Raw genomic sequence first — 11,752 nt, forward strand, 5'->3', positions numbered from 1 at the left:
GGGAAGGAAGCGAAGGCGTCGGCGCAGGCTGCCGGGCCGGCCGCGCCGCCAGCGCCGGTGAAGCTCGGTCTGGGCCGTCCGGCGCTGCCGGAGGAAATCGCCGCCTGGGACATCGACGTGCGGCCCGACGGGCAGGGGCTGCCGCCGGGCCGCGGCACCGCCCGCGAAGGCGATGCGCTGTTCCAGGAGAAGTGCTCGACCTGCCATGGTGAGTTCGGCGAAGGCGTCGGCCGCTATCCGGTGCTGTCCGGCGGCCACGGCACGCTGAAGGCGGATCGTCCCGACAAGACCATCGGCTCGTACTGGCCCGATGCCACCACGGTGTACGACTACGTCCGCCACGCGATGCCGTTCGGCAACGCCCGCTCGCTCAGTAACGACGAGATCTACGCGCTGACGGCGTATCTGCTCAACATGAACGACGTCATCAAGGATCAGGATTTCGAGCTGAACCAGGACAATCTCGCCAAGGTGAAGATGCCGAATGCCGACGGCTTCTACGAAGACGACCGCGATGTCGCGGAGAAGTCGTTCTGGAAGAAGAGCCCGTGCATGAAGGACTGTGGTCCGGCGCCGAAGGTGATCGGCCGCGCCATTGCGATCGACGTCACGCCCGACGAGAAGGCTGGACCGAAGGTGGACTGATACGAGATGGCGTGCGCCGCAATTTCTGCGCGGCGCACGCCAAGTAATTGCACCGGCGCTGCGCTGGTTGATTAGTTCGATTGCGCCAGATCAATGTCGATCGGCGCGTGCGGAACGACAATTCGCCGTTCCGCGGCCGCTATGGAAGATCGAGGACGAACCGACGACGGGTTGCAGTCGAGCGCGCCGCAATGACGAGGAACGCCTCTTTTGGATCTCGACCTGCTCATCGAACGTTTCGGCGAAACCACGCTGCTGACCGCGGGCGGTCTGCTGGTGGGGCTGGTGTTCGGCGCCGCCGCCGAACGCAGCCGGTTCTGCCTGCGCTCGGCGGTGATCGAGTTCTCCGAAAGCTCGTTCGGTCCCAAGCTCGCGGTCTGGCTGCTGACGTTTTCCGCCGCGGTCGCCGCCACTCAGGTCGCGATCACCTCCGGCGTGCTGGATGTGTCCGAAGCACGCCAGCTCGCCGCCACCGGCAGCTTGTCGGGCGCGATCATCGGCGGGCTGATGTTCGGCGCCGGCATGATCCTGTCGCGCGGCTGTGCCAGCCGTCTACTGGTGCTGTCCGGCACGGGGAACTTGCGCGCGCTGGTCACCGGGCTGATCCTCACGATCGTGGCGCAGGCGTCGCTGCGCGGCGTGCTGTCGCCGGCGCGCGAATTCCTCACGTCGCTGTGGACGCTGCCGGGCGGCGCGTCGCGCAACCTGCTCACCGTGGTCCACGCCGGCCCGGTGATCGGCGCCGGCTTCGGCGTGGCGGTGCTGCTGTGGGCAGTGTGGCTCGGCTGGCGCAACCGGATCGGCATCGTCACCGGCATCGCGGCGATCGGCGTCGGCCTCGCGGTCACCGGAGGTTGGCTGGTCACCTACATCCTGGCTCAGCATTCGTTCGAGCCGACCCAGATCAAGAGCGTCAGCTTCACCGGACCGTCCGCCGACACGCTGATGGGGCTGATCAACTCGCCCTCGGTGCCGCTCGGCTTCGACATCGGGCTGGTGCCGGGCGTGTTCGCCGGCTCGCTGCTGGCGGCGCTGATCGGCCGCGATTGGAAGTTGCAAGGATTTCACGACGGGCTCAGCATGGGGCGCTACGCATCGGGGGCGTTCCTGATGGGATTTGGCGGCATGCTGGCGGGCGGCTGCGCGGTCGGCGCCGGCGTCACCGGCGGCTCGATCTTCGCGGTGACCGCCTGGCTGGCGCTGGCGTCGATGTGGCTCGGCGCGCTGGCGACGCACATGCTGCTCGACGCCAAAGCGGAAATTGAAGTGAAGGCGGAATCGGCGATCGAGCCGGCTCTTTCGGCGAAACAGACCGGCAACTAAGCCGGCACGCCAACACGATTTTGTCTCGGGAGGATGACGATGGCCGTGCCCGGCCGATATTTCGATCGTTCGGATTGCGCCCGCTGGCCGGCGCTGCAGATCGGCGTCGCGCTGCGCCTGTTGCTGAGCGTGGTGGCGATGCTGCTTGGCTGTGCGATCGCAGGTCCAGCGCAGGCCGGCGGCGACCGCGAGCTTGGCGAGTATCTGTCGAGCGAATGCGTCACCTGCCATCAGATCAGCGGACGGTTCGACGGCATCCCTTCGATCGTCGGCCGCGACGAGCCCGAGTTGGTCGCCGCGCTCACCGAATATCGCGACAAGGTTCGCGACAATCCGGTGATGCGGGCGATCGCCGCCAAGTTCAATGACGAAGAGATCGCGGCGCTCGCGAGCTATTTCGGCAGCATCGAAAAACAACAAATCGAGCGCACCGCAGACCGGAGTGGAGACATCCGGTAGTCGACGACACACAACATGTTTTGGAGGGGACGAGATGAGGATCAATCGGCGCCAGTTCTCGGCTGGCTTTTTGGCGGCGGCCGGCGTGGTCGCAATGCCCGGCGTGCTGCGCGCACAGGCCAAGCCGCGCGTGGTGGTGATCGGCGGCGGGCCGGGTGGCGCCACCGTGGCGAAATACGTCGCGCGGGACTCGCAAGGAGCGGTCGAGGTCACGATGATCGAGCCGCTGGAGACCTTCGTCACCTGCTTCCACTCCAATCTGTATCTCGGCGACATGCGCTCGTTCGAGTCGATCAGCCATGGCTACAAACTCGGTGGTTACGGCGTGAAGCACGTCCGCCAGTTCGCGGCGGCGATCGATCGCGACAAGAAGCAGGTCAAGCTCGCCGACGGCTCCACCGTGCCGTACGACCGGCTGGTGATGGCGCCCGGCATCGACATCAAGTTCGACTCGGTGCCCGGCTATTCGGAAGAAGCCGCCGAGATCATGCCGCACGGCTGGAAGCCCGGCGCGCAGACCAAGCTGGTCAAGAAGCAGCTCGACGCGTTGCAGGATGGCGCGACCATCGTGATGGTGGCGCCGCCGAACCCGTATCGCTGCCCGCCGGGCCCGTATGAGCGCGTCTCGGTGATGGCCAAGGTGCTGAAGGCCAAGGGCCACAGCAAGTCCAAGATCATCGTGCTCGATCCCAAGGACAAGTTCTCCAAGATGGCGCTGTTCCAGGAAGGCTGGCAGAAGCACTATCCCGGCATGGTCGAGTGGATGGACCCGAAGATGCACGGCGGCATCAAGGGGGTCGATCCCAAGGCGATGACCGTCACCACCGATTTCGAGACCATCAAGGCCGACATGGTCAACGTCATCCCGGCGCAGATGGCCGGCAAGATCGCGCGCGAGGCCGGCCTGGTCAACGAAACCGGCTATTGCCCGATCGACGCCACCAACATGAAGTCGTCGATCGATGCCAACATCTACGTGCTCGGCGATGCCTCGGTTGCCGGCGCGATGCCGAAATCGGCGTTCGCGGCCAACAGCCAGGCCAAGGTGGTGGCCAATGCGTTGCGCGGCGAACTGACCGGATCGCGCACCTTCCCGGCGCGTTATGCCAACACCTGCTGGTCGGTGGTGGCGCAGGACGATACGGTGAAGATCGGCGGTCGCTACGAGCCGAAGGACGGCAAGATCGCCGAGATCGAAGGGTTCGTGTCGAAGACCGGTGAAGACGCCGGCATTCGGTTGCAGACCTCGGAAGAGAACATGGGATGGTATGCCGGCATCACCGCCGACATTTTCTCCTGACGTCACTGCGGGCCGGCGCCTTGGTGCGTCGGCCTGCGCTTGAATCTGCGGAGCGACGACGTGTCCAAGCCGATCCTGATCAGCCGCCGCGGTGTGATTCGCGTCGCCGCGGCGGCAACGGCGATGTTCGCCTGTCCGGTGATTGCCAAGGCCAAGCCGCGCGTAGTTGTGGTCGGCGGCGGAGCCGGCGGTGCGACGGCGGCGAAATATCTGCGCCACGGCAGCGATGCGATCGACGTGACGCTGATCGAGGCCAACCGCCGCTACGTCACGCCGTTCACCTCGAATCTCTACCTCGGCGGGTTGAAGCCGTTCGAGACTCTGTCGTTCGGCTACGAGGGCGTCGCCGCGCACGGCGTCGGCCTGGTGTTCGATCAGGTCTCGGCGATCGATCGCGACAAGAAGGAGGTGCGGACCACAGGCGGCGCACGGCTCGGCTATGATCGGCTGGTGCTGTCGCCGGGCATCGATTTCCGCTGGGACGCGGTTCCTGGCTATTCCGAAGCCGCCGCCGAACGGATGCCGCACGGCTATCGCGGCGGCCCGCAGTTCGAACTTTTGAAGCGCCAGCTCGATGCGCTCGGCGACGGCGCGCTGATCGTGATCGTCGCTCCGCCCAATCCGTATCGCTGCCCGCCGGCGCCGTACGAGCGCGCCTCGATGATGGCGAATGCGTTGAAGAGCCGCGGCGTCAGGAACGCCCGCATCGTGATCCTCGACGCCAAGGATCACTTCGCGATGCAGACCTTGTTCATCGACGGCTGGGAGCGGCACTATCCCGGCATGATCGAGTGGCAGGATCCGACCATCCACGGCGGCATCAAGGCGGTCGATCCGAAGGCGATGACCGTCACCACCGATTTTGAAACCCACAAGGCGGCGCTGGTCAACGTGATCCCGCCGCAGATCGCCGGCAGGCTCGGCCGCGACGCCGGTCTCGCCGACGACAGCGGGTTCTGCCCGGTCGATGCCGGCACCATGGGGTCGCTGATCGATCGGTCGATCCACGTCATCGGCGATTCCGCCACCGGCGGCGAGTTTCCGAAATCCGGCTTTGCCGCCAACAACGAAGGCAAGATCGCCGCGATGATCATCCGCGCCGATCTGGTCGGCGACCGCCGGATGCCGGTGCGTTTCACCAACCACTGCTGGAGCGAACTTGCGCCCGACGACGCGATCAAGAACGGCGCCCGCTACACACCGCAGGACGGCAAGATCGTGATGTCGGACCCTTATACTTCGCAGCTCGACGAGAGCCCGCAGCTCCGCGCCAAGCAGGCGCGGGAGGCGGCCGGCTGGTACGTCGGCATGACCACGGACATTTTCGGCTGATCAAGAACAAGGCGGGTGGACAGATCCGGCAGGGGGGCCGGACGTCATTCAGAAATCGATTGGCGTCCGCATCATTGGTGACGTCACTCGCGCGGCGCCGCGGATCGTCAGGACCGTCAATGTTCAGTCGGAAGGGGCAATCATAGGTCTGCGGACAATGGAGTCTCCGCCGGTCGCAGCCTTGCTGTCGGCGGCGGCGCCGTCGAGGGGAAGCACGATCTCGAAGACCGAGCCACCCGTTTTCGATGTTCTGTATCGGGCGTGTCCGCCATGCGCCTCGGCGATCGCCCGGACCACCGACAGTCCGAGGCCGGAGCCGCCGAATTGCCGAGACCGGGAGGGTTCGGCGCGCGCGAATGGATCGAAGGCTTGTGCGGCGAACTCCGCGCTCAGGCCGGGCCCTTCGTCTTCGACCGCGATGACGACGTCCGTGTTCTCCAGATTCATCCGGATTTCGATGACCCCCGGCGTCGCGTAGCGGCGCGCGTTTTCCAGTAGCGCGAGCAACGCCTGTCTGATCCGCGCGCCGTCGCATGGCAGCGTCACCGGCTGGGTCGTCATCCGAACAGTGAAGCCGGCTCCGTCGAGGGCAGGGCGCATCGCTTCGACCGCCTGCGCAACCTCGTTGGCGAGATCCGTCGGCTCGACACGCATGTCGAGGCGCTGGCTGTCCGACAGGGTCACGACCCGCAGATCGTCGACGAGACGCGACAGGTTTTCGACCTGAGCCAGCAGGCTCCTGAACAGCTCGTCGCTGGGGTCGAAGACGCCGTCGGTGAGGCCTTGCAGGCGGCCGCGCAGAATTGTCAGCGGTGTGCGCAGTTCATGCGCGATCGCGGCGTTCCACGAGGCCATCGACTCCGCGACGTCCTGCAGACGCTGGGCCATCACATTGAAATCATCGACCAGTTGCGCGGTTTCGCCGAGCGAGCGATCGCCCGCCACCGCACGCGCGGTGAGGTCGCCGGCTGCGATCCTGCGCGCGCCTTCGGCCAGCGAATTCAGCGGCGCGAGGATGCGCCGCGTCAGCCGCAGCGCGGCGTGGATCGCGATGGCGAGGCCTAGCAGCAGGAAGATCGCGATCAGGACGAAGTCGGATGCTTCCGGCAGCAGCGGCGGCGGGCCGGGCGGTGGCGGAAACCAGATCAGATAGACGGTGTAGAAGATGAACGTGCCGACGAACACCATCAGCACCGCGATGGCGGCGACGATGCTCATCGACAGCGTGATCTGCCCGCTGAGGCGAGACCGTTTCATGCGGCCGTCAGTCGGTAGCCGACGCCGCGCACCACCGACATCATCCCGGTTGCGCCCGCCTCGTCGAGCTTGCGGCGCAGATTGCTGACATGGCTGTCGACCGTCCGCTCCAAAGCATCGCCGCCGGGAAGGCAGGCGTCGATCAGTTCGTTGCGGGCGAAAGCCCGGGTCGGCGCCTTTGCCATGTGGGCCAGCAGCCGGAATTCGGTCAGAGTCAATTGCAGCGGCAACGAGACGTCGTCGCCGTGCACCTTCGCAAGGTGACTCTCGAGGTCGACTTCGAGCTGACCGATGCGGAGAATCGTTCGACTGGTCGCGTGCCCCGACCGTCGCAGAACCGCCTTGGTGCGGGCAACGACCTCGTGCGGGTTGAACGGCTTGACCACGTAGTCGTCCGCGCCGAGACGCAATCCTTGCAGACGATCGAGATCCTGGTCGAGCGCCGTGATCATGATGATCGGCGTCTCGCCCCTGCGACGCAACTCGGCGAGGACGTCCCAGCCGTCGATCTTCGGCATCTTCACATCCAGAAGCACCAGATCCGGCTTCAGGATCGCATGCTGATCGAGCGCCGTCTGCCCGTCGGCCGCATTCACCGTGCGGAATCCCTCGCGCACCAGATAGGCGTCGAGAATCTTGGCGATTTCCGGCTCGTCTTCAGCGATCAGGATGAGTTCGTTCATAGTCGATCGTCCAACAGGGGCGGGGCGATCGGGACGGCTTGCCCGATCGGCCCGGCTTGGGGCACGCCCGGTTCAGTGGTCCCATGACCAGTCGTAGGCGGGCGGAGCGTCGTCATCGGACGGGTCGTGGTCATGGCGCCAGTCGTGATCGTCACTCCAGTCGTAGGCGCGGTAGCCATCATAGCGGTACGGCCACGATGAAAACCGATAGCCGAGGCGGCGATCGGGACGACAGGTGCCCCAGGACGTGACATGCCATCCTCGGCCGCATTGCCAGTCGGCTTGGATCACATCCGGCGACGCGTGCAGCGCATGGCCGAGCGGCATCGCCACCGCACCGCCGCCCCACAGCGACAGCGTGCCCATCAGTACCGCGGCTTTCAACAGCAACTTTTTCATCGGCTCACAGAGCTCCCTGACAACGTCGCGATCGGCGACCCGTCTGTTGTTAGCGAAGATCGCGGCCAAAATCCTGCCGACGGCGAGCGTGCTCCGGTGGCCTGGAATATCTCGTAACATATTGAAAATATTTTAAAATTCGTCTTGATCGGGCGGTGTCGGGCGGCGGGCGGATCGCCGTCTCCATCAAGTCTCCACATAGTCTCCACACGCGACCAATGCGCTGCAGGTAAGTCTCGCGCGTCATCGCATCGCGCTCCCACGCTCCGGCTGGGTGGTCGCCCCCGTCGTACTCCCGCGAGAGTGAAGCCCGTGTCGTCCCATTCAACGGTTGCCGCGATCGCGGCTCTGGCGTTTGCCGTGGCGCTTGCCGGTTGCAAGCCCCAGTCGGACGATCACGGCGCCGATTCCGCCGGCGTCGACCGTCCCGAGGTCGGCATCGTGACGCTGCGCCCGCAGGCGGTGGCGATAACCGCGGAGCTTCCCGGTCGGGTCGTCGCGTCGCAGACGGCCGAGGTGCGTCCCCAGGTGTCCGGCATCGTTCAGCAGCGCCTGTTCGTCGAGGGGAGCGAAGTCGCCGAAGGCGCGGCGCTCTACCAGATCGATCCTGCGCCCTACAAGGCGGCCTATGACAGCGCTGTCGCGGCTTTGCGGAAGGCGGAAGCTGCGGTGCCCAGCGCGCAGGCCAAGTCGGAGCGCTATCAGGGCCTCGTCAAACAGAACGCCGTCAGCAAACAGGATTTCGACGATGCCGTTGCCGCGCTTGCCCAGGCGAAAGCGGAGGTGGCCACCGCGAAAGCCGCCGTCGAGACCGCCAGGATCAACCTCGACTACACGACGATCAAGGCGCCGATCGGCGGCCGGACCGATCGCTCGTCCTTGACGCCCGGTGCGCTGGTCACGGCCGGCCAGACCGGCTTGCTGACCACGATCCGCACGCTCGACCCGATTTTCGTCGACGTCATTCAGTCGAGCACCAACCTGCTGAACCTGCGGCAAGCGATCGACTCCGGACGCCTGAAAGTGAGCGGTCCGCATGTCGCGGTGAAACTGAAGCTGGAAAACGGCGCGATCTATCAGCTGGCCGGCAAGATGGAATTCTCCGAGGCCAATGTCAGCACCTCGACCGGCACGGTGACATTACGCGCGGTGTTTCCGAATCCGCAGCGACTGCTGCTGCCCGGCATGTATGCCCGCGCCGTGGTCGAAGAGGGCGTCGCGCCCGACAGCTTCCTGGTGCCGCAGCGCGCCGTCACCCGAAACACCAAGGGTGAGGCGGTCGCGATGTTCCTCGACAAGGACGGCAAGGCCGAGGAACGCGTTCTGTCCGTGATCCGCAGCGTCGGCAACAACTGGCTGATCGGCGCCGGGGTTCGCGACGGCGATCGGGTGATCGTCGAAGGCACGCAATATGTGCGTCCCGGGCAGATGGCCGCCGGCACCGAAGTCGTGGTCGACGACACGACCGGCGAAGTGCGCGAACGCCTGCCGCTGCAACGACGCGCCGCGCGTCCAAGGGCAGAGCCATGATCTCCGCATTCTTCATCCGAAGGCCGATCTTCGCCTGGGTGATCGCGATCGTGATCATGCTCGGCGGGCTGTTGGCGCTGACCACGCTGCCGGTGTCGCAATATCCGGAGATCGCGCCGCCGACGATCCAGATCAGCGCCAGCTATCCGGGCGCGGACGCGCAGACGGTCGAGAACTCGGTGACCAAGGTCATCGAACAGGGCATGACCGGGCTGGACAACCTCGACTACATGACCGCGTCGTCGACCTCGAGCGGCCAGGCCGAGATCACGATCACCTTCACCAACAAGGCCAATCCGGACGTCGCGCAGATGCAGGTGCAGAACAAGCTGCAACTCGTGACCGCGCTGCTGCCGTCGATCGTCCAGACCACGGGGCTCTCGGTCACCAAATCCACCAACGGCTTTCTGATGATCGTCGGCTTCGTTTCGACCAACGGCAAGATGAGCGAGACCGATATCGCCGACTATGTGAAGAGCTCGCTCAATGACAGGCTCAAGCGGGTCGAAGGCGTCGGCAATACCCAGTTGTTCGGCGGCGGCTATGCGATGCGGATCTGGCTCGATCCGGAGAAGCTGCTGAAATATGCGTTGACGCCGGCCGACGTCACTGCGGCGATTCAGGCTCAGAACACCCAGGTTTCGGCTGGTCAGCTCGGCGGCCTGCCGGCGCGCAAGGGCCAGCAGCTCAACGCGACCGTCACAGCGCAGAGCCGGCTGCAGACGCCGGCGCAGTTCCGCAACATCGTCGTCAAGAGCGATACCAACGGATCGATGGTCCGGATCAACGATGTTGCTACCGTCGAACTCGGCGCCGAGGACTACACCAGCGCGTCGACCTACAACGGCCTGCCTGCGACGGGGCTCGCCATCAATCTGGCGACCGGCGCCAATGCGATCAGGACGGCCGCGGCCGTCAAGGCGGTGGTCAACGAGATGATCCCGACGTTGCCGCAAGGCGTCAAGGTCGTCTACCCCTACGACACCACGCCGTTCGTCGAGATCTCGATCGGCGACGTCACCCGCACGCTGGTCGAGGCGGTCGTCCTCGTCTTCGTGGTGATGCTGATTTTCCTGCAGAACTTTCGTGCGACGCTGATCCCGACGCTGGCGGTTCCGGTGGTGCTGCTCGGCACCTTCGGCGTGCTGGCGCTCGCCGGTTATTCGATCAACACGCTGACCATGTTCGCGATGGTGCTGGCGATCGGCCTTCTGGTCGACGACGCGATCGTGGTGGTCGAGAACGTCGAACGCGTGATGCACGACGAGGGGCTGTCACCGCGCGAGGCGACGGCCAAATCGATGACGGAAATCACCGGCGCGCTGATCGGCATCACCACGGTTCTGTCGGCGGTGTTCGTGCCGATGGCGTTCTTCGGCGGCTCGGTCGGGGTGATCTATCGGCAATTCGCGGTCACGATCGTCTCCGCGATGGTGCTGTCGGTGATCGTGGCGCTGGTGCTGACGCCGGCCCTGTGCGCGACGATTCTTCGCCCGCCGAAGCCGCACGACGAGAAGCGCGGCCTATTCGGATGGTTCAACCGCGTGCTGGGCCGAGGCACGGATGCCTATCAGGCCGGGGCGCGCGGCATGCTGCGGCGTCCGCGGCAAGGTCTGATCGCGTTCGTGCTCGTCATCGTCGCCGCCGCGGCGTTGTTCATCCGCCTGCCGACCTCGTTCTTACCGGAAGAAGATCAGGGGCTGCTGATGGTGTCGGTGCAGTTGCCGGTCGGCGCCACCACCGACCGCACGGAGCGCGTGCTCGACCAGGTCACCCGCCATTTCCTCGACCACGAGACCAAGGCGGTGGATGGCCTCATGACGGTGACGGGCTTCTCGTTTTCCGGGGCCGGCCAGAATGTCGGCATGGCCTTCGTGCGTCTGAGGGACTTCGCCGAACGCAAAGACACCGACCTCTCCGCCAACGCCGTGGCCGAACGCGCGATGGCGGTGTTCGGCGGTGTTCGCGACGCGAAGGTGTTCGCGCTGGCGCCGCCGGCGATCGAAGGGCTCGGAACCAGCAACGGCTTCGATTTCTATCTGAAGGATATCAACGGCGCGGGGCACGACAGGCTGATGGCCGCGCGCGATCAACTGCTCGGCGCTGCCGGAAAAAGCCGGCTGCTGAGCGGAACCCGGCCCAACGGGCAGGATGATACGCCGCAGTTTTCGATCGACATCGATCAGGAGAAGGCGAGTGCGCTCGGCCTCAATCTCGCCGACGTCAACTCGACGCTGTCGATCGCCTGGGGCAGCAGCTACGTCAACGATTTCATCGACCGTGGCCGCGTCAAGCGGGTCTATCTGCAGGCGGCGGCGGACTTCCGGATGCAGCCGGAGGATCTGGGGCTCTGGTACGTCCGCAACAACGCCGGCGCGATGGTTCCGTTTTCTGCCTTCGCCTCAAGCCGCTGGACCTTCGGTTCGCCGCGGCTCGAGCGCTACAACGGCGCAGCCGCGGTTCAGATCCAGGGCGACGCTGCGGCCTCCGTCAGCTCCGGCGCGGCGATGGCGGAGATCGATCGCCTGGTCGCCGGCCTGCCGGCCGGCTTCGGCCACGAATGGACCGCGTTGTCGCGCCAGGAACAGCTCTCCGGCAGTCAGGCGGCGTCGCTGTACGCGATCTCAATCCTGGTGGTGTTCTTGTGCCTTGCCGCGCTCTACGAGAGCTGGTCGATCCCGTTCGCCGTGATGCTGTCGGTGCCGGTCGGCGTGTTCGGCGCGCTGGCGGCCGCGCTGCTGCTCGGTCAGAGCAACGACGTGTACTTCAAGGTCGGTCTGCTGACCACGATCGGTCTTGCCGCCAAGAACGCCATCCTGATCAT

10 protein-coding genes are annotated in these 11,752 nt (G+C 65.6%); 7 read left to right on the forward strand and 3 right to left on the reverse strand.

What is annotated here, in order from left to right; genetic code table 11:
* The 5 genes from DU475_RS20675 to DU475_RS20695 form a co-directional block, all read left to right on the forward strand.
* The coding region (locus tag DU475_RS20675) for a c-type cytochrome (protein ID WP_205524481.1) at nt 1-645 on the forward strand (645 nt) is incomplete at its 5' end.
* Between the two features lie 210 nt (nt 646-855).
* Nucleotides 856-1,968: a YeeE/YedE family protein gene (locus tag DU475_RS20680; RefSeq protein WP_013502836.1), complete on the forward strand. Its 1,113-nt coding sequence runs from the start codon at nt 856-858 to the stop codon at nt 1,966-1,968.
* 39 nt (nt 1,969-2,007) lie between these two features.
* On the forward strand, nt 2,008-2,427 hold the full coding sequence (locus DU475_RS20685; protein WP_164633184.1) for a c-type cytochrome: 420 nt from the start codon (nt 2,008-2,010) through the stop codon (nt 2,425-2,427).
* A gap of 34 nt (nt 2,428-2,461) precedes the next feature.
* The gene (locus tag DU475_RS20690; protein ID WP_164633185.1) at nt 2,462-3,727 is read left to right on the forward strand and encodes an NAD(P)/FAD-dependent oxidoreductase; all 1,266 of its coding nucleotides are present in this window, start codon (nt 2,462-2,464) and stop codon (nt 3,725-3,727) included.
* A gap of 60 nt (nt 3,728-3,787) precedes the next feature.
* The gene (locus DU475_RS20695) at nt 3,788-5,059 is read left to right on the forward strand and encodes an FCSD flavin-binding domain-containing protein (protein ID WP_502706856.1); all 1,272 of its coding nucleotides are present in this window, start codon (nt 3,788-3,790) and stop codon (nt 5,057-5,059) included.
* A gap of 123 nt (nt 5,060-5,182) precedes the next feature.
* On the opposite strand, the gene DU475_RS20700 is transcribed toward DU475_RS20695, so the two are convergent.
* The 3 genes from DU475_RS20700 to DU475_RS20710 all read right to left on the reverse strand — a co-directional run bounded on the left by DU475_RS20700 (nt 5,183) and on the right by DU475_RS20710 (nt 7,398).
* A complete protein-coding gene (locus tag DU475_RS20700) occupies nt 5,183-6,316 on the reverse strand; it encodes an ATP-binding protein (RefSeq protein ID WP_013502832.1) in 1,134 nt (377 codons plus the stop codon).
* A complete protein-coding gene (locus DU475_RS20705; protein ID WP_013502831.1) occupies nt 6,313-6,999 on the reverse strand; it encodes a response regulator in 687 nt (228 codons plus the stop codon). The genes DU475_RS20700 and DU475_RS20705 overlap by 4 nt, the downstream gene beginning before the upstream one ends.
* Nucleotides 7,000-7,071: 72 nt before the next feature.
* Entirely contained in the window at nt 7,072-7,398 is a 327-nt protein-coding gene (locus DU475_RS20710; RefSeq protein ID WP_013502830.1) for a GCG_CRPN prefix-to-repeats domain-containing protein, read from the reverse strand.
* Between the two features lie 312 nt (nt 7,399-7,710).
* Between DU475_RS20710 and DU475_RS20715 the strand changes: the two genes are divergently transcribed.
* Both DU475_RS20715 and DU475_RS20720 read left to right on the forward strand, forming a co-directional pair.
* Nucleotides 7,711-8,928, forward strand: coding sequence for an efflux RND transporter periplasmic adaptor subunit (locus tag DU475_RS20715; protein WP_164633187.1), 1,218 nt, complete (start codon nt 7,711-7,713; stop codon nt 8,926-8,928).
* Nucleotides 8,925-11,752: efflux RND transporter permease subunit (locus tag DU475_RS20720; RefSeq protein ID WP_205524482.1), on the forward strand; the 2,828-nt coding region annotated here is incomplete at its 3' end. The genes DU475_RS20715 and DU475_RS20720, both read left to right, overlap by 4 nt.

The organism is Rhodopseudomonas sp. WA056, assembly GCF_010906995.1.
GTDB classification, from domain to species: Bacteria; Pseudomonadota; Alphaproteobacteria; order Rhizobiales; family Xanthobacteraceae; genus Rhodopseudomonas; species Rhodopseudomonas palustris_G.

Coding starts and splice junctions, on each gene's coding strand:
- DU475_RS20690 (WP_164633185.1), top strand. CDS start 2,462: ATGAGGATCAATCGGCGCCAGTTCTCGGCTGGCTTTTTGGCGGCGGCC.
- DU475_RS20700 (WP_013502832.1), bottom strand. CDS start 6,316: ATGAAACGGTCTCGCCTCAGCGGGCAGATCACGCTGTCGATGAGCATC.
- DU475_RS20710 (WP_013502830.1), bottom strand. CDS start 7,398: ATGAAAAAGTTGCTGTTGAAAGCCGCGGTACTGATGGGCACGCTGTCG.
- DU475_RS20705 (WP_013502831.1), bottom strand. CDS start 6,999: ATGAACGAACTCATCCTGATCGCTGAAGACGAGCCGGAAATCGCCAAG.
- DU475_RS20685 (WP_164633184.1), top strand. CDS start 2,008: ATGGCCGTGCCCGGCCGATATTTCGATCGTTCGGATTGCGCCCGCTGG.